The sequence below is a fragment of the Candidatus Pseudomonas phytovorans genome, from assembly GCA_029202525.1.
Lineage (GTDB): Bacteria > Pseudomonadota > Gammaproteobacteria > Pseudomonadales > Pseudomonadaceae > Aquipseudomonas > Aquipseudomonas phytovorans.
Genome location: CP119325.1, coordinates 4,290,959 through 4,312,978, shown reverse-complemented (window position 1 = coordinate 4,312,978; position 22,020 = coordinate 4,290,959). Strand labels below are relative to the sequence as shown.

17 protein-coding genes are annotated in these 22,020 nt (G+C 65.0%); 16 read left to right on the top strand and 1 reads right to left on the bottom strand.

Features of this window, described 5'->3' with window-relative positions; all coding sequences use genetic code 11:
- Window positions 1-205: 205 nt before the first annotated feature.
- Genes P0Y58_19060 through P0Y58_19050 form a run of 3 tightly spaced genes read left to right on the top strand, consistent with a single transcriptional unit; the run spans window position 206 to window position 4,378 of the window.
- Window positions 206-871, top strand: a complete 666-nt coding sequence (locus tag P0Y58_19060; protein ID WEK28995.1) for an ABC transporter ATP-binding protein — start codon at window positions 206-208, stop codon at window positions 869-871.
- The gene (locus P0Y58_19055) at window positions 871-3,333 is read left to right on the top strand and encodes an ABC transporter permease (protein WEK28994.1); all 2,463 of its coding nucleotides are present in this window, start codon (window positions 871-873) and stop codon (window positions 3,331-3,333) included. Before P0Y58_19060 ends, P0Y58_19055 begins: the two co-directional genes overlap by 1 nt.
- Complete coding sequence (locus P0Y58_19050; protein WEK28993.1) at window positions 3,323-4,378, top strand: lipocalin-like domain-containing protein; 1,056 nt, start codon at window positions 3,323-3,325, stop codon at window positions 4,376-4,378. Before P0Y58_19055 ends, P0Y58_19050 begins: the two co-directional genes overlap by 11 nt.
- A 30-nt stretch (window positions 4,379-4,408) precedes the next feature.
- Here the strand turns inward: P0Y58_19050 and P0Y58_19045 are convergent, their stop codons facing one another.
- Window positions 4,409-5,155, bottom strand: coding sequence for an enoyl-CoA hydratase (locus P0Y58_19045; protein WEK28992.1), 747 nt, complete (start codon window positions 5,153-5,155; stop codon window positions 4,409-4,411).
- Window positions 5,156-5,257: 102 nt separating this feature from the next.
- Between P0Y58_19045 and P0Y58_19040 the strand changes: the two genes are divergently transcribed.
- The 13 genes from P0Y58_19040 to P0Y58_18980 all read left to right on the top strand — a co-directional run bounded on the left by P0Y58_19040 (window position 5,258) and on the right by P0Y58_18980 (window position 21,915).
- Complete coding sequence (locus P0Y58_19040) at window positions 5,258-5,902, top strand: TetR family transcriptional regulator C-terminal domain-containing protein (GenBank protein WEK28991.1); 645 nt, start codon at window positions 5,258-5,260, stop codon at window positions 5,900-5,902.
- A 74-nt stretch (window positions 5,903-5,976) separates the two neighbouring features.
- Window positions 5,977-6,693: a response regulator gene (locus P0Y58_19035; protein WEK28990.1), complete on the top strand. Its 717-nt coding sequence runs from the start codon at window positions 5,977-5,979 to the stop codon at window positions 6,691-6,693.
- A 17-nt stretch (window positions 6,694-6,710) separates the two neighbouring features.
- Window positions 6,711-7,466, top strand: a complete 756-nt coding sequence (locus P0Y58_19030) for a transporter substrate-binding domain-containing protein (GenBank protein ID WEK33361.1) — start codon at window positions 6,711-6,713, stop codon at window positions 7,464-7,466.
- A complete protein-coding gene (locus P0Y58_19025; GenBank protein WEK28989.1) occupies window positions 7,463-9,718 on the top strand; it encodes an ATP-binding protein in 2,256 nt (751 codons plus the stop codon). The genes P0Y58_19030 and P0Y58_19025 overlap by 4 nt, the downstream gene beginning before the upstream one ends.
- A 196-nt stretch (window positions 9,719-9,914) precedes the next feature.
- Complete coding sequence (locus P0Y58_19020; GenBank protein ID WEK28988.1) at window positions 9,915-11,321, top strand: amino acid permease; 1,407 nt, start codon at window positions 9,915-9,917, stop codon at window positions 11,319-11,321.
- Window positions 11,322-11,562: 241 nt separating this feature from the next.
- Window positions 11,563-12,357, top strand: coding sequence for an enoyl-CoA hydratase/isomerase family protein (locus P0Y58_19015; protein WEK28987.1), 795 nt, complete (start codon window positions 11,563-11,565; stop codon window positions 12,355-12,357).
- Between the two features lie 33 nt (window positions 12,358-12,390).
- Complete coding sequence (locus P0Y58_19010) at window positions 12,391-13,551, top strand: acyl-CoA dehydrogenase family protein (GenBank protein WEK28986.1); 1,161 nt, start codon at window positions 12,391-12,393, stop codon at window positions 13,549-13,551.
- Window positions 13,552-13,568: 17 nt separating this feature from the next.
- Window positions 13,569-15,686, top strand: coding sequence for an acetate--CoA ligase family protein (locus P0Y58_19005; protein ID WEK28985.1), 2,118 nt, complete (start codon window positions 13,569-13,571; stop codon window positions 15,684-15,686).
- On the top strand, window positions 15,679-17,286 hold the full coding sequence (locus P0Y58_19000) for a 5-guanidino-2-oxopentanoate decarboxylase (protein ID WEK28984.1): 1,608 nt from the start codon (window positions 15,679-15,681) through the stop codon (window positions 17,284-17,286). Before P0Y58_19005 ends, P0Y58_19000 begins: the two co-directional genes overlap by 8 nt.
- A 34-nt stretch (window positions 17,287-17,320) precedes the next feature.
- Window positions 17,321-18,550, top strand: coding sequence for an alanine racemase (gene alr, locus P0Y58_18995; GenBank protein ID WEK28983.1), 1,230 nt, complete (start codon window positions 17,321-17,323; stop codon window positions 18,548-18,550).
- A gap of 24 nt (window positions 18,551-18,574) precedes the next feature.
- Complete coding sequence (locus P0Y58_18990; GenBank protein WEK28982.1) at window positions 18,575-19,765, top strand: pyridoxal phosphate-dependent aminotransferase; 1,191 nt, start codon at window positions 18,575-18,577, stop codon at window positions 19,763-19,765.
- Window positions 19,758-21,170 carry an aldehyde dehydrogenase family protein gene (locus P0Y58_18985; protein WEK28981.1) on the top strand — a complete coding sequence of 471 codons (1,413 nt, stop codon included), beginning with the start codon at window positions 19,758-19,760 and terminating at the stop codon, window positions 21,168-21,170. Before P0Y58_18990 ends, P0Y58_18985 begins: the two co-directional genes overlap by 8 nt.
- Window positions 21,171-21,213: 43 nt before the next feature.
- Complete coding sequence (locus P0Y58_18980; protein ID WEK28980.1) at window positions 21,214-21,915, top strand: NAD(P)H-dependent oxidoreductase; 702 nt, start codon at window positions 21,214-21,216, stop codon at window positions 21,913-21,915.
- Window positions 21,916-22,020 lie beyond the last annotated feature (105 nt).

Below are 22,020 nucleotides of genomic sequence, written 5' to 3'. Positions count from 1 at the left end.
TGGATCCATTAAGCGCGAATTTGGTGGTTGACTCTATAGGCGCGGCCTTGTGCCGCGAGAGCCCCGCGAAGCTGCTCCAGGGTCCCAGCGCTCATGCAAAGCATTTGACGAGCGGTAGACGTGGCCGTGACGAGGCTACCTGCATGTCTGTGCTCAGCTGGAGCTGCTATTACTAGACATACATCCATGCCACCAAGGCCCCTCGATGCTGGCCATCGAAAACCTCCACAAGTCATTCCCCACCCCCCAAGGCCCGCTCCCGGTGTTGCAGGGCGTCGACCTGCGCCTGCCGCGCGGCAGCAGCTTGGCGTTGATGGGCGAGTCGGGCAGTGGCAAGAGCACGTTGCTGCACCTGGTGGCTGGCCTGGACCGTGCCGACAGCGGCCGCATCCTGATCGACGACGTCCCGCTCGACAGCCGTTCGGAGGCGTCGCTGGCGCATTGGCGACGGGAGGGGGTTGGCCTGGTGTTCCAGCAGTACAACCTGATCAGCAGCCTGGATGTGGGGACCAACCTGGCATTCCAGGCCAGATTGGCCGATCGGCACGACCCCGACTGGGTCGCGTACCTGGCCCAATGCCTGGGCCTGGCAGACCTGCTTTCGCGTTACCCCGAACAATTATCTGGCGGCCAGCAACAACGCGTCGCGATCGGTCGCGCACTGGCCGGGCGCCCAGCCTGGTTGCTGGCCGACGAGCCCACTGGCAGCCTTGACGAAGCTAGCAGCGACGAAGTGCTGAACCTGTTGCTGCAACTGGTTGCCGAAGCCGGCAGCGGCGTGCTGATGGTGACTCACAGCCCACGGCTGGCGGCGCGCTTGCAGCAGCGCTGCTACCTGCAGGCCGGGCGTGTGCGGCCCGTGCAGAACTGATGAGGCTGTTGTCGCTGGCCCTGCTGGCGCTGCTCAGCCATTGGCGGCGCCATCGCGTGCAGTTCTTCAGCATCTTCACCGGCCTGTGGCTGGCCACGGCGCTGTTGACCGGTGTACAGGCGCTGAACAGCCAGGCACGCAGCGACTATGCCAGGGCCAGCGCGGTACTGGCCGGGCCGCTGCAGGCGCAATTGCTGCCGCGCAACGGCGAGCGCTTCGACCAGGCGCTATACGTACAACTGCGCAGGCAGGGCTGGGCGGTGTCGCCGGTGCTGGAAGGGCGTTTGCGCCTGCCGGGCGGGCCAGCGCGAAGCGTGCGTCTGATCGGCATTGAGCCGTTGAGCCTGCCACCCGCAAGCAGCGTTGCCGGCGTACAGCCGCAGGCATTCGACCTGCAGGCGTTCATCGGCACGCCTGGCCAAGCCTGGGTCGGGCCAGGCACCTTGCAGCAGTTGAACCTGAACGCCGGGCAGGTGGCACGTGACAGTGAAGGGCAGTCGCTGCCTCCGTTGATGCTGCAGCCGGAGTTGGCGCCCGGCGTGATCGTGGTCGATATCGGCCATGCTCAGGCGTTGCTGCAGGCTCCGGGGCAGTTGTCGCGATTGCTGGTGGCCGGTAGCCCGGGGCCTTTGCCAACCGGCATTGCGGCTAACCTTGAACTGCAACCCCAGCAAGACGATGGCGGTTTGCAGCGCCTGACCGACAGCTTCCACCTTAACCTCGCCGCCCTCGGTCTGCTGGCGTTCGTCGTCGGGCTGTTCATTGCCCATGCTGCGATTGGTCTGGCGCTGGAGCAGCGGCGGGGGCTGATTCGCAACCTGCGCGCCTGCGGTATCAGCTTGAACATCCTGCTGTATGCCCTGGTACTGGAACTGGGCCTGTTCGCACTGCTGGGCGGGCTCGCTGGCGTGGCCAGTGGTTACGGGCTGGCCGCGTGGTTGTTGCCCGATGTCGCCGCCAGTTTGCGCGGCCTTTACGGCGCCCAGGTGGCAGGCACGCTGAGCCTGCCCGCGGGGTGGTGGTTGTGGGGTGTGCTGGTGAGCGTACTTGGGGCATTGCTGGCAGGGCTGAGCAGTGTGCTGCGGGCAGCACGGTTGCCGTTGCTGGCGCTGGCGCAGCCCCAGGCTTGGCGATTGGCGCAGGGGCCGTGGTTGAGGCGTCAGGCTTCAGTGGCGGGCCTGTTGTTGTTACTGGCTTTAGGCTGTGGCGTGCTCGGCAATAGCCTGCCCAGCGCCTTCGGCTTGCTGGCAGCGCTGTTGCTGGCAGCGGCGTTGTCGTTGCCGGCCTTGCTCGACTGGACGCTGGCCTGGTTGGCGCGGCGTTGCCAGCGGCCATTGGCACAATGGTTTGTCGCCGACAGCCGCCAGCAACTGCCGGCCTTGAGCCTGGCGTTGATGGCCTTGCTGCTGGCGCTGGCCGCCAGTGTAGGCGTGGGCAGCATGACCGAGGGCTTTCGCAAGACCTTTGTCGGCTGGCTCGACCTGCGGTTGTCCGCAGACCTGTACGTAACCCCACGCGATACCGCCCAGGGCCTGCAGATAGCCGAGTGGCTTGGGCAGCAACCTGCAGCAAGCGTGGTCCTGCCTGGCTGGCGTGTCGAAATGCAGTTGCAAGGCTGGCCGGTACACGTTCAAGGCATTGTCGAACATCCCGATTATCGAACCCGATGGCCGTTGCTGGAACAGCAGCCGCACGCCTGGGAGCGGCTGGCCAAGGGGCAGGCCGTGATGCTCAGCGAGCAGTTGGCCAGGCGGCTGAAGCTGCAATTGGGTGATCGCCTGAAGTTGCCCGTAACCCCATCTGCAGCTTTGGTGGTTGTGGGCATCTATGCCGACTACGGCAACCCCAAAGGGCATGTACTGGTCAATGCCAACTGGCTGCGTGCACATTCACCGGAGGCTGTGTTGACAGGTGTGAGCGTCGACCTGCTGGCCGAACAAGGGCCTGCCCTCAAAGCCGAGTTGCAACAGCGCTACAACCTGGACGACAGCCGGGTAGTGGAGCAGGCGCGGCTGAAACGCTGGTCGACGGACGTGTTCAATCGTACCTTCGCCGCCACTGCCGCCCTCAACAGCCTCACGCTTGGGGTGGCTGGCGTGGCGCTGTTCATCAACCTGCTGACGTTGGGGCAAACGCGGCTGAGCCAGCTGGCACCCCTGTGGGCGCTGGGGGTGCAGCGCAGGCAACTGGTATGGCTGAGCTTGGGGCAGACACTGATGCTGAGCAGTTTCACGGTACTGCTGGCAATCCCGTTGGGGGTGTTGCTGGCTTGGTGCCTGGTGGCGGTAGTCAACGTGCAGGCGTTCGGCTGGCGCCTGCCACTCTATGTCTTCCCCGTGCAACTGCTGCAACTGGCCCTGCTGGGGTTATTCACCAGCCTGTCGGCCAGCGCCTGGCCGCTGTGGCAACTGGCACGCCGCCAGCCGCGCGAACTGTTGAGGCCGTTTGCCGATGAAGCGTAACGCGTGGTTGTTATTCTGCGGCTTGCTGTGCGGTTGCGACCAGCCTGCACCGCAAAGCTATGCCGGGCTCGGGCAGCAGGCGGACGGCTTCAACCAGGTGACCCGTGCGCATCGCCTGGAGTTTCCACGTGACCACGGCCCCCATGATGGTTTTCGCATCGAGTGGTGGTATGTCACCGCCAACCTCAAGGACGCCCAGAGGCGTGACTGGGGCGCGCAGTGGACGCTGTTTCGCTCAGCTCTGCGCCCCGGTCCTGAAACCACCGACTGGAACAGCCCGAACCTGTGGATGGGGCACGCGGCGCTCACCGGTCCGGGTGGTCACCAGTCTGGCGAAACTCTGGCGCGCGGTGGTATCGGCCAGGCCGGTGTACAGGCCCAGCCATTCCGGGCGTGGATCAATGACTGGTCGTTGCGGGGCAGGGCGGGTATCGAGAACCTGAAAATGGTTGCCGGTGGCGACGGTTTTCGCTACGCCCTGCGTTTGCGCAGTGATCTGCCCTTGGTGTTGCACGGCGATCAGGGTTACAGCGAGAAGTCCGGCAAAGGGCAGGCCTCTTACTATTACAGCCAGCCGTTTTACCGTGTGCACGGGGAAGTGGAACGTGATGGCATGTGCATTGCTGTCACCGGCCAGGCGTGGCTGGATCGGGAGTGGAGCAGCCAGCCGCTGGCAGCCGGCCAAACAGGTTGGGACTGGTTTTCGCTGCACCTGGACAGTGGGGCCAAGTTGATGCTGTTCCAGGTGCGTGAGGCGCAAGGGGAGGCATACCGCGCCGGGACCTGGGTTGGGCCGCAGGGGGAAGTGGTGGCGTTACAGGGCGCCCAGATCCAGCTGCAGGCGCTGACATGGGCGCTGCAGAAGAACGGTAAAAAGGTGCCGACGCGGTGGCGGGTGCAGGTGCCAGGGCAGGGCGTTGATGTGCAGGTCGAGGCGGTGGAGCCTCGCGCCTGGATGGATACACGGTTCCCGTATTGGGAAGGGCCGGTGCGCTTGAGCGGGAGTACCGGTGGGCGCGGGTACCTGGAGATGACCGGTTATTAACGGTCTTGGCATTTGCGCAGCCCCGGTTCTTCAGTCTTTGATCAATCCTCGCAACACGGCCCTGGCTTCTTCGGTACGCAAGCACTCGATGAACAATTTGCTTTCCCGCGCCACTGTCGCCTCCAGCTCGGCCCGCTGACTGTCCCTGAGCAAGCGCTTGCTGATGCGCAGTGCCGCCTGCGGGTAAGTTTGCAGTTGCCGCGCCAGCTTGCGCGCTGCGCCCAGGCACTGTTCGCCATCCTCATGCAGCTGGGTGGCCAGCCCCCAGGCCAGCGCCTGTTCGCCATCAAGCAGCGTGTTGCCCAGCAACAAGCTGGCCGCACGGGCCTGGCCAAGCATGCGTGGCAGCAACAGGCTGGAACCAAACTCGGGGCACACGCCTAACGGCGCAAAGGGCATGCGCAACTTGGTCGAGCGGCTGACCAGCACCTGGTCGCAATGCAGCAGCAAGGTGGCGCCGATGCCGATTGCGGCGCCACTGACTGCCGCGATCAGCGGCTTGTCCATGCCCATGACCACCCGCATCAGGCGGAACACCGGGCTGTCCAGGTCACTTGGCGGGTTGTCGAGAAAGTCGCGCAGGTCGTTGCCGGCGGTGAAGCAGTGCGGCCCACCGGTGAGGATGATGGCATCGACATCAGGGTCTTCACCCGCCGCCAGCAGCATGTCGCCCAGTTGCTGGTACATGGTGGTGTTCAGGGCATTGAGCTTGTCGGGGCGGTTGAAGGCCAGGGTCAGCAGGCCTTGGTCCAGTTCGCGTGTGATCAGGTTGTTCATGGCAGCCGCTTTTGTTGTTGTGGGCAAAGATGCCAAGGGTTTATCACGCAGTCCGGCTTGTTGTACAGTCGTTCAGTCCAGCCCCTGAACCGAGAACCGCCGATGAGCCAGGAAGCCCGCTACCACCGCATGCTGCCGCAATTGCGCAAAGCCAACCTGGTCGAAGCGACCCTGGTGTGCCTGAAACGCCATGGCTTTCAGGGCGCGTCGATCCGCAAGATCTCGGCCGAGGCCGGGGTCTCGGTCGGGCTGATCAGCCACCACTACGCCGGCAAGGATGAACTGGTGGCCGAAGCCTACCTGGCCGTCACCGGTCGGGTAATGGGGCTGCTGCGTGAAGCCATGGCGCAGGCTGCGCCCAATGCCCGCGAGCGGTTGTCGGCGTTTTTCCGCGCCTCGTTCTGTGCAGAGTTGCTGGACCCACAACTGCTCGACGCCTGGCTGGCCTTCTGGGGTGCGGTAAAGACGGCCGACGCGATCAACCAGGTGCATGACCATTCCTATGGCGAATACCGCAAGGAACTGAGCCGGCTGCTGGCGGAGCTGGCCACGCAGGAGGGCTGGCAGGGCTTCGATGCCGATTTGGCGGCCATCAGCTTGAGCGCTCTGCTCGATGGCCTGTGGCTGGAGTCGGGGCTCAACCCCGGCACCTTCACCCCGGAGCAGGGGGTGATTATCTGCGAGGCCTGGGTCGACGGGCTGCAGGCGGGTGGTCGGCGGCGCTTCAGCCTGCCCGAGGGCTGTTGATCGTCTGTTCAGTAACGAGTACGCTGCTGTCGCGAGTGTGTAGAACAACACCAATAAAAAAGAGACAACACGCAATGACGCCTCGGGTATTGATCGTCGATGACGATCCGCTTATTCGTGACTTGCTGCAGGCCTATCTGTCCCAGGAAGGCTATGACGTGCACTGTGCCGACACGGCGGAAAAGGCTGAAGCCCTGCTTGGCAGCCAGGATGTCGACCTGGTGCTGCTGGATATCCGCCTGCCTGGCAAGGACGGCCTTACCCTGACCCGCGAGCTGCGCGTGCGCTCGGAGGTGGGCATCATTCTCATCACCGGCCGCAATGACGATATCGACCGCATCGTCGGCCTGGAGTGCGGCGCCGACGATTACGTGATCAAACCGCTCAACCCCCGTGAGCTGGTGTCGCGTGCCAAAAACCTGATCCGCCGCGTGCGCCATGCCCGCGATGTGCACCCGGCACCGGCCTGTGCGCAGTCGCTGAAGCAGTTTGCCGACTGGGCGCTGGACACCGACCGCCGTCGCCTGATAGACCCGCGCGGTGGGCAAACCCTGCTGACCCACGGTGAGTTTCAGCTGCTTAGCGTGTTCTTGCGCAACAGCGGCCATACCCTCAGCCGTGACCAGTTGATGGACCAGATTCGCAACCGCGAGTGGGTGCCCAACGACCGCTCCATCGACGTGCTGGTCGGTCGCCTGCGGCGCAAGCTGCACGACGACCCTGCCGAGCCGCAACTGATCATCACCATTCACGGCACCGGTTACCTGTTCACTGCCAGCGTGGCGGCGTGACTCACCGCGTCTGGGTAATGGCGCTGGCGCTGCTCGCTGCGCAAGCCAGCGCCACAGAACCGGTGCGCTACTGCGACTACCCGGTGTACCCGCCGATTTCCTGGAGCGATGGCCACCAGGTGCGCGGCGTGGCCCCGACCGTGGTGCGCGAGCTTTTTGCACGCATGGGCTACCCGGTACAGACCGTAGTGCTGGGCAACTGGAAGCGTTGCCTGATGGATGCCGCTGCCGGGCGAGTGGATGTGGTGCTGGCCTATAACAGCGACCAGCGCGACCAGCGCATGCGGTTTTCCACTGTGCCGGTGCTGCGTGAGGAAGTGGCGGTGTTCTACAACCGCCTGCGGCCGGTGCAGTTCAAGCAGCTCGAGGACCTGGCCGGCTATCGCGGCGGCCTGCTGTACGGCGAAAGCTACGGCGCCGAGTTCGACCGTTTTGTCGCCCGCCACCAGAACATCGAGCGGGTGTCCTCCAGCCAGCAGAACTTTGGCAAGCTGATTCGCGGGCGTATCGACTATGTAATCCAGGAGCGGCGCACCGGGTTGCTGTTCATCGAGCACCTGCCCGGTGCGCAAAACCTCCGCGCCCTGCCTGCCGCGCTCAGCGTGGACTACCTGCGTGTGGCCGTGTCGCGGCAATCACCCTTGAGCCAGCACATGGATGAAATCGACGCGCAGTTGCAGCGCATGAACCGGGACGGCGAGATCGAGCGCTGGCTGGAGCAGAGCGAAGTCACCTACCGCGACATGATCAAGCTGCCGGCGGATGCCCGATGATCCGTTTGCGCACCGAGGGCCTGCTGCGTCGCCTGCTGTTGTTCATCCTGCTGTTCAGCCTGTGCTTCACGGTACTCGCCAGTTCGGTGCAGCTGTACTTCGAATACCGCCGCGAGATGCGCGACATCGAGGCGCGCATGGCGTTGATCCGTGCCGGCTACCTGGCCAGCCTGGAACGCAGCCTGTGGGACCTCGACGAGGCACAGCTGGATGTGCAACTGCGCGGCCTGGTGGATTTTTCCGACGTGGCCAGGGTGCGTCTGATCAGCGACGATTTCCAGTTGCTGCGTGGTGACAGCGAACCGCAGGGGCCGCTGCGTATCGAGCGCTTCCCCCTCGATTATCAGCCGCCCTCGGGGCCGGTCAGGCACCTGGGCGAACTGGAAGTGAGCATTGACCTCGGCGCGGTGCACCGGCGGCTCTTCGCTACCGGCTTGGCCAGCCTGCTGTGGATGGGGGTGTTCCTGTGTGGGCTGGCGGTGGCGCTGTCGGGGCTGTTCTACCGCCTGGTCACCCGCCACCTGCAAGTGATGGCCGAGTTCGCCCGGCGTATCGGTGCTGGCCAGTGGCAGGAGCCGTTACGCCTGGGCCGTCGCCCGTCGGCGCGCCCGGATGAAATCGATACGGTGGCCAACGCGCTGGATGAAATGCGCCGTGCCATTCTCAGCGATATCGAACGCCGTGAGCGCGACCGCCTGGATCTGCAAGGCAAGCGCGACGAGTTGCAGGCCATGGTCGAACGGCGTACCGCCAGCCTGGCCCGGGCCAAGGATGACGCCGAGGCCGCCAATCTCGCCAAGTCACGCTTCCTGGCGACCATGAGCCACGAGCTGCGCACGCCGCTCAACGGCATCCTCGGCATGGCCGAGTTGTTGCGGGGCGCCCGGCTGGACACCGCCGACCGCCAGCGCGTCGAGGCCTTGTACAAGGCCGGGGAGGGGCTGCTGGCGATTCTCAACGAAGTGCTGTATTTCGCCCGGCTCGAAGAAGGTGAGAGCCGCGCCGAGCTGGTTGGCTTTTCCTTGCGGCAGTTGTGCGAGGAAGTGCTGGCGCTGCTCGAGCCCATGGCCGTGGACAATGGCGATGTGCTGCATCTGGAGGTCGATGAGCAACTGGCCGGGTACCAGCACGGGGCCGAGCAGTACTTGCGTCAGGTGCTCAGTAACCTGTTGGCCAATGCCATCAAATTTACCGAACACGGCCAGGTGCGGCTCAGGGTGCAGGTGCTGGCCAGCGACGCGGCCGGGCAGCGCCTACGGCTGTCGGTCAGTGACAATGGCATCGGCATCGAGCCGGCCGTGCAGGCGAAAATCTTCGACCGCTTCGTCCAGGCCAGCGAGGCGGTGGCCCGGCGCTACGGCGGCACTGGTCTGGGCCTTGCGATCTGCAAACACCTGGTGGAAAAGCTGGGCGGCAGCATCGGCCTGGACAGCGTGCAAGGGCAGGGCAGTTGCTTCTGGTTCGAGCTCGACATGGCCTGTGGGCAGTCCGCGCCGGTCGCAATACCCGCGCCATCGCCTTCGCCCAGCCTGGAGATCCTGGTCGTCGAGGACGTGGCGTTGAACCGCGAGGTGGCGGGTGGTTTGCTGCTACGCGAGGGCCACCGGGTAAGCTTTGCCGAGGATGCCGGGCAGGCCCTGCAAGCCTGTGCGCAGCGGCGTTTCGATCTGATCCTGCTGGATGTGCACCTGCCGGGCATGAGCGGGGTGGAGTTGTGTCGACAGCTGCGGGGCACGCCTGGGCCGAACCGCCAAAGCCGGGTCCTGGCACTGACAGCCGGTGTGCAACCTGGGCAGGTGCCGGGTTACCTGAACGCGGGCATGCAGGGGGTGTTGGCCAAACCCTTGCGGCTGGACAACCTGCGCCAGGCGTTGGCCGGGCCTGCTCCTGGCGAAGTGGCTGGCGCTGACGCAGCAGGCATGAACTGGTCGCTGCTCGACACCCACCGCTCGCTGCTGGGCGAACAGAAACTGCAAGGCCTGCTGAAGGTGCTGCGCCAGTCGCTGGAGCAGCATGCCACGGCACTGGCCGAGGCGCTGCCGGCCGAGGACTTTACCGAAGTGCTGCACCTGGCCCACCGCCTGGCCGGCAGCTGCGATTCCTTGGGCTTCGCCGGGCTGGCTGCGTTGTTACATCGCCTGGAAGAAGCGGCCCGGCAGCATGATGCGCAGGCGTTACAAGCGCTCAGCGAGCCGCTGGCCAGCCAGCTTGGCCAGGCGCGAGCCACGCTGGAACAGTTGATCCAGAGCTGACGTACAAAAAACTTACGACTTTTTACATCTTCGATCGGTTCGTACAACGGCACCTTACATCCGTTTCCAATAATCCATGGCAACCGTGTTGCACGCGGTCCATGAGGCTTATTGGAGACAAGAATAATGACATGCCCTAGCGCTCAGCCCCTCCTTTCTACTGCTCCACGCACCTGCCGCAATGGTGAGGTGCGTCATGACTGATTCAAGCGAAAAGATCCAGCTCACCCGCGCCCTGAAAAGCCGGCACATCTTCATGCTGTCGCTGGGCGGGGTAATTGGCACCGGCCTGTTCATGGGCTCGGGCGTGACCATCAACCAGGGCGGCCCGGTGGGCGCGATCCTGTGCTACCTGGTGGCTGGCCTGCTGATGTACCTGGTGATGGTCTGCCTGGGCGAATTGTCGGTGCAGATGCCGGTGTCCGGGTCGTTCCAGGCCCATGCCACGAAGTTCATCGGCCCAGCCACGGGCTTCATGATCGGCTGGGTGTACTGGATGAGCTGGGCCACCACCGTGGGCCTGGAGTTCACCGCAGCGGGCATGCTCATGACCCGCTGGTTCCCCGAAATACCGATCTGGTACTGGTCGGCACTTTTCGTGGTCGTGCTGTTCGGCCTCAACGCCCTGGCCACTCGTGCTTTTGGCGAGGCTGAATACTGGTTCTCGGGCATCAAGGTGGCGACCATCCTTGGCTTTATCATCATCGGCCTGCTGGTGATCTTCGGCGCCATCCCGTTGAGCAGCGGGGCACCGGCGCCGATGTTGAACAACCTGATGGGCGAGTCGCTGTTCCCCCATGGCCTGTCGGCAGTGTTCGCGGTGATGATGACCGTGGTCTACGCCTTCCAGGGCTGCGAGATCATGGGTGTGGCGGCCGGTGAGACCGAGCACCCGGAAAAGAGCATTCCGCGGGCGGTGCGCAACGTGGTGTTCCGTGTGCTGATTTTCTACGTGCTGGCGATTGCCGTGCTGTCGGCCATCGTGCCCTACGAGCAGGCGGGTCTGATGGAAAGCCCGTTCGTGCAGGTGTTCGACATGGTCGGTATCCCCTTTGCTGCCGACGTGATGAACTTCGTCATCCTTACCGCCATCCTTTCGGTGGGCAACTCCGGGCTGTATGCCTCTACACGCATTCTCTGGGCGATGTCCAAGAGCGGCATGGCGCCGAAAAGCCTGGCGCCGCTGAGCAAGCGTGGGGTGCCGCTGCGGGCGCTGAGCATCACTCTGTGCTTTGCGCTGGTCTCGCTGATGACCAGCTTCATTGCCGCCGACACCCTGTTCATGGTGCTGATGGCGGTGAGCGGCATGTCGGGCACCGTGACCTGGATTGTAATCGCGCTGGCGCAGTACCGCTTCCGCAAGGCCTACCTGCGTGATGGTGGGCAGTTGCAGGACCTGAAGTACAGGGCGCCGCTGTACCCGCTGGTGCCGCTGCTGTGCATCACCCTGTGCAGCTCGCTGTTCGTGTTCCTGGCGCTGGATGAAACGCAGCGGCCGTCGTTGTACTGGGGCTTTGGGTTTATTGCGCTGTGCTATGCGGCGTATTACTTCGTCAATCGCCGTCGGCAGGCGGCGTTTGAGCCGAGTGTGCCGGGGGTTTGAGGCTGCGGTTCGTTGCTGGTAGGTGTTCGTCGCTGCATTTTTGTCGTCTGTGAGATCGAGCGCCGCCCGCGCGGCGCTCGATCTCACAGGCAACGAAAATGCAATGACGAAAGCTAGCTGTGTAACACCAAAACCCGAGTTGTACGAAGTTGTAACAGCCCATCCCGCCTTGTTGAACACTCGTTTAGTATCTCTTTCATCAAGTCCTCCCAAAACCATCACAACAACACCGAGGCCCCCCATGACCACCCCGTCGTCGTCACTGTTGAGCAAAGTCGAAGCCGGCGTTGCCTGGATCACCCTCAACCGCCCCGAGCAGCGCAACGCGCTGGACATTCCCACCCTCAAGCAACTGCACGCGCTGCTGGACACCTGCAACAGCGACCCGGCCGTGCGCGTGGTGGTGCTCACCGGCAGTGGCCGCAGTTTCTGCGCCGGCGCCGACCTGGCCGAGTGGGCCGCCGCCGAGGCCGCAGGCACCCTGGAAAGCTACGGCTGGACCGAAACCGCCCACGCCCTGATGTTGCGCCTGCACAGCCTCGATAAACCCACCATCGCCGCTATCAACGGCACCGCCGTCGGCGGCGGCATGGACCTCAGCCTGTGCTGCGACCTGCGCATCGCCGCTGCCTCGGCGCGCTTCAAGGCCGGCTATACCAGCATGGGCTACAGCCCCGATGCCGGTGCCAGCTGGCACCTGCCACGGCTGATCGGCAGCGAGCAGGCCAAGCGCTTGCTGTTCCTCGATGAGCCGTGGGGCGCCGAGCGCGCCTTGGCGGCCGGGCTGGTCAGCGAAGTCTGCGCCGACGAGCAATTGCCCACCGTGGCCGCCGAACTGGCCGGGCGCCTGGCCAACGGCCCGACCTTCGCCTACGCGCAGACCAAGCAACTGATCCGCGATGGCGCCCGGCGCACCTTGGCCGAACAGCTGGAAGCAGAACGCCAAGCCGGCCTGCTGTGCGGCCGCAGCCAGGATGGCGCCGAGGCGCTGCAAGCCTCGGTTGAGCGCCGCGCACCTCGCTTTACTGGCCTGTAATCCGACACCCGACCCTCATCAGGACCTTCGCAGATGAATTTCCAACTGACCCAAGAACAAGAAATGTTGGTGGAAGCGGTACGCAGCTTTGTTGCCAAAGAGCTGCTGCCCCATGAGGAAGCGGTGGATCGCGCTGATGCCGTGTCGCCGGAGCTTGCGGCGCAGATTCGCGGCAAGGCCATCGCCGCCGGGTTCTATGCCTTCAACATGCCCGAGGAAGTCGGCGGTGGTGGCCTGGACTACCTGTCCCAGGCGCTGATCGAACGCGAGCTGTCCAAGGTCTCCTGGGCGCTGCATGTGTTTGTCGCACGCCCGTCGAAAATCCTCATGGCCTGCAAGGACGAGCAGATCAACGACTACCTGCTGCCGTGCGTGCAGGGCGAGAAAACCGACTGCTTCGCCCTCACCGAACCGGGTGCCGGCTCTGACGCCAATGCGATCAAGACCCGTGCCGTGCGCCAGGGTGATGACTTTGTCATCAACGGCAGCAAGCACTTCATCAGCCATGCCGGCCATGCCGATTTCGCCATCGTCTTCGCCGTGACCGACACCTACGAGCACAACGGGCGCAAACGCAATGCGGTCACCGCCTTGCTGGTCGACCGGGGCACGCCGGGCATGACCATCCGCCGTGGCCCCAAGTGCGTGAGCAACCGTGGCTACCACACCTATGAGCTGTTCTTCGACGACTGCAAGGTACCGGCCAGCAAAGTGCTGGGCGAAGTCGGCAAAGGCTGGGAAGTGGCCAACGCCTGGCTCACCGCCGGCCGGGTAATGGTTGCCGCCAATTGCGTGGGCCAGGCGCAGCGCGCCCTCGACCTGTCGTTGCAGTGGGCCGCCGACCGCAAGCAGTTCGGCCAGGCCATCGGCAGCTACCAGGGGGTATCGTTCAAGCTGGCCGACATGGCCACGCAGATTCGCGCCGCCGAAATGCTCACCCTGCACACCGCCTGGAAGATGGACCAGGGCAGCATGACCGACGGCGAAGCCGGGATGGCCAAGCTGTTTGCCAGCGAGGTGCTGGGCAAGGTTGCCGACGAAACCGTACAGATCTTCGGTGGCATGGGCCTGATGGACGAAGGGCCGGTCGAGCGCATCTGGCGCAACGCGCGTATCGAGCGCATCTGGGAGGGCACCTCGGAAATCCAGCGGCACATCATCGCCCGCGAACTGCTGCGCCCGCTGCTGCGCTGAGCGCCAGGAGAACACCCATGTCGCAATCGATTCGTGACAACCTCAAGCGCCTGCTGGCGCCCCGGCACCTGGCCTTCGTTGGCGGGCGCAGCATGGCGCGGGCGTTAAAGCGCTGCGCCGAAGGTGGCTTTGGCGGCGAGCTGTGGCTGGTCAACCCGCAACATGAAAGCCTGGAAGGTATCCCTTGCGTGGCGCGTGTGGCCGACTTGCCTTACGCCCCGGACGCGGTATTCATCGCCACCAACCGCGAGCTGACCTTGGAGTGCGTTGCTGAACTGGCCGCACGCGGCGCCGGTGGTGCCATCTGCTATGCCTCGGGTTTTGCCGAGAGTGGCGAGGAGGGCGGCCAGTTGCAGCAGCGCCTGCTCGCGGCGGCCGGCAACATGGCCCTGCTCGGCCCCAACTGTTATGGCCTGCTTGATTACCTGCACGGCGCCGCCCTGTGGCCGGTGGCCCATGGTGGCAAGCAGGTGGAGAAGGGCGTGGCGATCCTCACCCAGAGCGGCAACTTCGCTTACAACCTGTCCATGAGCGACCGCTCGTTGCCGGTGGCCTACATGGCTTCGGTCGGCAACCAGGCGCAACTGGGTGTGGCCGAACTGATGGACGTCTTGCTCGACGACCCACGGGTAACGGCCATCGGGCTGCACCTGGAGGGCTTGAAGAACGTGTCGGGTTTTGCACGTGCCGCTTATAAGGCACTGCAGCAGGGCACGCCGATCATTGCCCTGAAAACGGGCGTTTCGCAGATCGGCGCTGAACTGGCGCTCAGCCACACCAGCTCGTTGTCTGGCTCCGATGCCCTGTACGACAGCCTGTTCCAGCGCCTGGGCGTGATCCGCGTCAGCGGCCCGGTGAGCTTTGTCGAAACCCTCAAGGCCGCCGCTTGCGGTCGCTTGCCGGCAGATAGCGAGCTGATCGCGCTGGCTTGCTCAGGCGGCGATGCCGGCCTGATCGCCGACTATGCCGAGCGTAACCATTTGCACCTGCCCAAGCTTGAACAAGGGCAGGTGATGGCACTGGCCGAGGTGCTCCCGGCCTATGCCAACCTGGTCAACCCGCTGGATTTCACCACGGCCATCTGGGGCGATGCAGCAGCTTTGCAACGGATGCTCGACAGCACACTGAGCGGCGCGGCCGACGCGGCCATGCTGGTGCTCGACTACCCTGCTGAATTTACGGGCGAGCGCAAGGAATGCGACCTGCTGCTGGCGCTGTACTGCGATGCGCTGGAGCGTCACGGCAAGATCGGCTTCGTCACTTCTGCCTTCCCGGAGCTGTTGCCCGCCAGCGCGCGCGAACGCCTGCATGCACGCGGTATCGCCGCCCTGCAGGGGGTGGAAGACGGCCTGGCGGCCTGGGGCCGTATTGTCGCTTACCAACGCAACCGCCCGCATTTGCTGGAGCAAGGCGAGGCCGCACGGGTACCGCTGTGCCCGCAGGCTCTCACGGGTGAAAGCCGGTTGCTGGACGAATGGCAATCCAAGCAAGCCCTGCGCGCCTTCGGTTTGCCCGTGCCTGCGGGTGTGCTGAGTACGCCCGAGCGCGCCGTGGCAGACGCCGCCCAGGTTGGTTACCCGCTGGTACTGAAGGCGGTCAGTGCGCAGTTGCCGCACAAGACCGAAGCCGGTGCGGTGGCGCTGAACCTGCGCGATGCCGCTGCGCTGGAATCCGCACTGGTGCAGATGCGCCAGCGCATCGCTGCCTATGCCCCGCAGGTGGCGTTCGACCAGGTACTGCTCGAACCCATGGCCGAGCCGCCGCTGGCCGAGCTGATCGTCGGCGTCAAGCGTGAACCGGATTTCGCCCTCGCCCTGGTGATCGGTGCCGGTGGGGTGCTGGTCGAACTGCTCAACGACAGTGTCAGCCTGTTGTTGCCCACCACCGACAGCGCCATTCGCGCCGCCCTGCTGAGCCTGCGCAGCGCCAGCCTGTTGCAAGGCTTCCGTGGCCGCCCGGCCGCCGACTTCGACGCCCTGGTCGCGGCCATCCGCGCGGTGGCCGACTATGCCTGCGAAAACGCCGGGCAACTGCTGGAGCTGGATGTGAACCCATTGATGGTCGGTGCCCACGGCACCACTGCGGTCGACGCGCTGATCCGCCTCGGCCAGGCGCAAGGAGAAAAACATGAATGACCTGACCCTGACTGCCGGCCAGGCGCTGGTGCGCCTGTTGGCCAACTACGGCGTGGAGACCGTGTTCGGCATCCCGGGGGTGCACACCCTGGAGCTGTACCGCGGCCTGCCGGGCAGCGGTATCCGCCATGTGCTGACCCGGCACGAGCAGGGCGCCGGGTTCATGGCTGACGGCTATGCGCGGGTAAGCGGCAAACCGGGGGTGTGCTTCGTCATCACCGGCCCGGGGGTGACCAACGCTGCCACTGCCATCGGCCAGGCCTATGCAGACTCCGTCCCGATGCTGGTGATTTCCAGCGTCAACCATACCGCCAGCCTGGGCAAGGGCTGGGGCTGCCTGCACGAAACCCAGGACCAGCGCGCCATGACCGCGCCAATCACCGCGTTCTCTGCCGTGGCCCTGCGTGGCGAGGACCTGCCAGAGCTGATCGCCCGCGCCTGGGCCGTGTTCGACAGCGAGCGGCCGCGCCCGGTGCACATCTCGGTGCCGCTGGACGTGCTGGCCGCGCCTGTCAGCCGTGACTGGAGCGACGAGGTGGTGCGCCGCCCCGGGCGTGGCCAGCCGTGCCGTGAAACCCTCGACCAGGCTGCACAAAAGCTGGCAGCGGCGAAGCGGCCGATGATTATCGCCGGAGGTGGTGCGCTGCACGCGGCCGACCAACTGGCACAGTTGAGCGCCCGGCTGGCGGCACCGCTGTTCACCAGTGTCGCTGGCAAGGGCCTGCTGCCACCGCAGGCGCCATTGAATGCCGGTTCCAGCCTGTGCGTGGAGCCTGGCTGGCAGTTGATCAGCCAGGCTGATGTGGTGCTGGCAGTGGGCACCGAAATGGCCGACACCGACTTCTGGCGCGAGCGCTTGCCGATCACTGGCGAGTTGCTGCGCGTAGACATCGACCCGCGCAAGTTCAACGACTTCTATCCCTGTGCCATTGCCCTGCAGGGCGATGCCCGGCAAACCCTGGCCGGTTTGCTCGAACACCTGCCAGAACTCGACCGGGACCCGGCTCAGGCCAGCGAAGCGGTGAGCAACCTGCGCCAGGCCATCCGCAACGGCCATGCACCGTTGCAGGCCATGCATCAGGCGATTCTTGACCGCATTGCTGTGGTGCTGCCCGACGACGCGTTCATCAGCAGTGACATGACCCAACTGGCCTACACCGGCAACTACGCCTTCGCCAGCCGGGCGCCGCGCAGCTGGTTGCACCCCACCGGCTACGGCACACTCGGCTATGGCCTGCCGGCCGGCATTGGCGGCATGCTCGCCACCGACCACCGCCCTGGCCTGGTGCTGGTGGGCGACGGTGGTTTCCTTTATACCGCCCAGGAACTCGCCACGGCCGTAGAAGAGCTGGACCGGCCTTTGGTCGTGCTGCTGTGGAACAACGACGCCCTCGGCCAGATCCGCGATGACATGATCGGCCTGAACATCGAGCCGGTCGGCGTGCTGCCGCGTAACCCGGACTTCATCGGCCTGGCCCGTGCCTTTGGTTGCGCGGTGCGCCAGCCGCGTGACCTGGACGCGCTGCAGGCCGACCTGACCAGCGGTTTCGCCACAGCCGGCGTGACGTTTATCGAACTCAAACACACCTGCGTCTGTTAAGGCGCGCACAACGACAAGAACAAGAGAAACCAACATGCCATTTCGCCGCACCCTTCTGGCCGCCTCCCTGGCCCTGCTGATTACCGGTCAAGCCCCACTGTATGCCGCGCCGCCACTGTCGATGGACAATGGCACCAACGCCCTGACCGTGCAAAACAGCAACGCCTGGGTTGAAGTCAGCGCCAGCGCGCTGCAACACAACATCCGTACCCTGCAGGCCGAACTGGCCGGCAAGTCCACGCTGTGCGCCGTGCTCAAGGCCGATGCCTATGGCCACGGTATCGGCCTGGTGATGCCTTCGATCATCGCCCAGGGCGTGCCCTGCGTGGCGGTGGCCAGCAACGAGGAAGCCCGTGTGGTTCGCGCCAGTGGCTTCACCGGGCAGTTGGTGCGGGTACGCCTGGCCAGCCTCAGCGAGCTGGAAGATGCTTTGCAGTACGACATGGAAGAGCTGGTCGGCAGCGCCGAGTTCGCACGCCAGGTGGATGCCATCGCCGCACGCCATGGCAAGACCTTGCGCATCCACATGGCGCTCAACTCCAGCGGCATGAGCCGTAATGGCGTGGAAATGGCCACCTGGTCCGGCCGTGGCGAAGCGTTGCAGATTACCGACCAGAAGCACCTCAAGCTGGTCGCGCTGATGACCCACTTCGCCGTGGAAGACAAGGACGATGTACGCAAAGGCCTGGCGGCATTCAACGAACAGACCGACTGGCTGATCAAGCATGCCAGGCTTGACCGCAGCAAGCTCACCCTGCACGCCGCCAACTCGTTCGCCACGCTGGAGGTGCCGGAGGCACGCCTGGACATGGTACGCACCGGTGGCGCGCTGTTTGGTGACACGGTGCCGGGGCGTACCGAATACAAACGCGCGATGCAGTTCAAATCGCACGTGGCGGCGGTGCACAGCTACCCGGCCGGTAACACCGTCGGCTACGACCGCACCTTCACCCTGGCCCGCGATTCGCGCCTGGCCAACATCACCGTCGGCTATTCCGATGGTTATCGCCGGGTGTTCACCAACAAGGGCCATGTGTTGATCAACGGCCACCGCGTACCGGTGGTGGGCAAGGTGTCGATGAACACGCTGATGGTGGATGTCACCGACTTCCCTGACGTGAAGGGTGGCAACGAAGTGGTGCTGTTCGGCAGGCAGGCCGGGGCAGAAATCACCCAGGCCGAGATGGAAGAAATCAACGGCGCGCTACTGGCCGATCTGTACACCGTGTGGGGCAGTGCCAACCCGAAAATCCTGGTCGACTGAAACCGTCAAAGAAGGGAGATTGCCATGCGCTACGCCAAGCTAACCCAACGCATCGCCGGCGACGGGGCTGCGGCCTGGGACATCCACTACCGCGCCTTGGCGCTGCAGGCCGAGGGCAAGGACATCCTGTTGCTGTCGGTAGGTGACCCGGACTTCGACACCCCTGCGCCGATAGTCGAAGCGGCCATCGACAGCCTGCGTGCAGGCCACACCCATTACGCCGATGTGCGCGGCAAGCTGGCCCTGCGCCAGGCCATCGCCAACCGCCACTGGCAGCGCAGCGGCCAGGCTGTGAACGCCGACCAGGTGACGGTGCTGGCCGGGGCCCAGTGCGCGCTGTACTGCGTGGCCCAGTGCGTGCTGGACCCAGGCGACGAGGTGCTGGTCGCCGAACCGATGTATGTGACCTACGAGGCGGTGTTCGGTGCCTGTGGCGCCAAGGTGGTGCCGGTGCCGGTCAGGCCGGAGAACGGCTTTCGGGTATGCCCGCGCGATGTGGCCGAGCGCATCACCCCGCGCACCCGCGCGCTGGCCCTGAACAGCCCGCACAATCCGTCGGGGGCAAGTTTGCCCCGCGCTACCTGGGAAGCACTGGCTGAACTGTGCATTGCCCACGACCTGTGGCTGATCTCTGACGAGGTGTACAGCGAGCTGTTGTACGAGGGCGAGCATGTCAGCCCCGCCAGCCTGCCCGGCATGGCCGAACGCACCGCCACCCTCAACAGCCTGTCGAAGTCGCATGCCATGACGGGCTGGCGGGTGGGCTGGGTGGTCGGTTCGGCCGAGCTGGCCGCACACCTGGAAAACCTCGCCCTGTGCATGTTGTATGGCTCGCCAGACTTTATTCAGGACGCCGCTGTGCTGGCGCTGGAGCAGCCGTTGCCCGAGCTGGATGCCATGCGCGAGGCCTACCGCCAGCGCCGTGACCTGGTGTGCGAACAGCTGGCCGGCTGCCCGGGCCTCAAGGCGCTGAAGCCCGACGGTGGCATGTTCGTGATGGTCGATATCCGTGAGACCGGCGTGAGTGCCCAGGCCTTTGCCGACTTCCTGTTGGACAGCCAAGGCGTGTCGGTGCTCGCAGGCGAAGCGTTCGGCCCCAGCGCTGCCGGGCATATCCGCCTGGGCCTGGTACTGGGTGATGCGGCGCTGGTCGATGCCTGCCAGCGCATCGCCTGCTGTGCCGACGAGCTGAAGCGGGAGTACGGCCATGCGTGAGTATGCGCGGCTGTACATCGATGGCGCCTGGCAGGTGCCGAGTGGGCAGGGTATGGCTGAAGTGGTCGACCCAGCCACCGAGCAGGCCATTGGCCGGGTGCCGCTGGGTGGCGAGGCCGATGTCGAGCGGGCGGTGATGGCCGCGCGGCGTGCGTTCCATGACTGGTCGCGCATGCCGTCCAGCGTGCGTGCAGGCTACATCCGGGCATTGGTCGAACAGTTGGAGAGCCGCGCGGCGGAAATGGCCGAAGCCATTACCGAAGAGCTGGGCATGCCGGTGCAGTGGTGCCAGGCGGTGCAGGTTGAGGGCCCGATTGCGGGGCTTGCGCAGTACGCCGAGCTGGCCGGGCTGATGGATGAGGTGCGTGAAGTCGGCAACTCGCTGGTGTACCGCGAGGCCGTTGGCGTTTGCGCATTCATCAACCCGTGGAATTACCCGCTGCACCAGATGATCGGCAAGCTGGCGCCGGCCCTGGCTGCCGGCTGCACCGTGGTGGTAAAGCCCAGCCAGGAAACGCCGTTGCATGCGTTTTTGCTGGCCGAAATGATCGACGCCATTGGCCTGCCGGCGGGGGTGTTCAACCTGGTCAGCGGCCCGGGGGCCAAGGTCGGTGAAGCGTTGGCCCGGCACCCTCAGGTCGACATGGTGTCGTTCACCGGCTCCACCGGAGCCGGGGTGCGGGTGGCGCAGGCGGCCGCGCCGACAGTGAAGCGGGTGTGCCTGGAACTGGGTGGCAAATCGCCGTTGCTGATTACCGCCGACGCCGACTTGCACGCTGCAGTGCGCCATGGTGTGCAGGATGTGATGATCAACTCGGGGCAGACCTGTACGGCACTGACCCGCATGCTGCTGCCTGCCAGCCGCTACGCCGAGGCGCTGGAAATCGCCGAGGCCGAAACCCGTGCACTGGTCATGGGCGATCCGCGTGACCCGGCCAGCTTCCTCGGGCCGATGTGTTCGGCAGGCCAGCGGCGCACGGTGCTCGACTACCTTCGCCTGGGCCAGGAGGAGGGCGCGCGCTTGCTGTGCGGTGGCGACGACGGCGGCTTCGAACGCGGGTTCTACGTGGCGCCAACGCTGTTCGCCGACGTCGACAACCGCATGCGCATTGCCCAGGAAGAAATTTTTGGCCCGGTGCTGTGCCTGATCCCCTATGCCGACGAGGCCCAGGCGCTGGCGCTGGCCAATGATTCGCCGTTCGGGCTGTCCAGCGGGGTGTGGGCTGGTAGCCGCGAGCATGGCCTGGCGCTGGCGCGGCAAATACGGGCCGGGCAATGCTTCATCAACGGCGCTGGGTTCAACTACCGGGCGCCGTTTGGTGGCTACAAACAGTCGGGCAACGGGCGCGAATGGGGCGAAGAGGGCCTGGCGGAGTTTGTCGAAGTGAAAGCGGTACAGTGCTGAGCCACCGTTGGAAGACAACCTGTTTTGTGTAAGGAGAATGTTTGTGAATGTACTGATCGTCCACGCTCACCCCGAGCCGCAATCGTTCACCGCTGCCCTGCGTGACCAGACCGTGGAAACCTTCCGCGCCCAAGGCCACCAGGTGCAGGTCAGCGACCTGTACGCCATGGGCTGGAACCCGGTGGCCAGTGCCGATGACTTCACCCAACGTGAAAACCCCGAGTACCTGGTGTATGCCCTGGAGCAGCGCCAAGGGGTCAAGCGCGGCGCCATTGCTGCGGATATCCAGCAGGAGCTGGACAAGCTGTTGTGGGCCGACTTGCTGGTGCTGAACTTCCCGATCTTCTGGTTCTCGGCGCCGGCCATGCTCAAGGGCTGGATCGACCGGGTGCTGGTGTCGGGGGTGTGCTATGGCGGCAAGCGCTTCTACGACCAGGGTGGCCTGGCCGGCAAGAAGGCGCTGGTGACCGTGACCCTGGGTGGCCGTGAGCACATGTTTGGCGAAGGGGCGATTCATGGGCCGCTGGAGGACATGCTGCGGCCGATTCTGCGCGGTACCCTGGCCTATGTCGGCTTCGACGTGCTGGCGCCGTTTGTGGCCTGGCATGTGCCGTATATCAGCGATGAAGCGCGGCAGGGGTTCCTGCAGCAGTATCGGCAGCGGCTGGAGCAGCTTTCGGATGACCAGCCACTGGTGTTTCCAAAGCTGGCGCAGTTCGATGAGGCGCTTTACCCACTCCCCTGAGCCGAACGCAGTCCTGCAGGCTCACCGCCAGCCTCGTGCTGTACGCAGTCCCTGTGGGAGCGGGCGTGCCCGCGAACACCGGCGTAGCCGGTGCCATGCAACGCG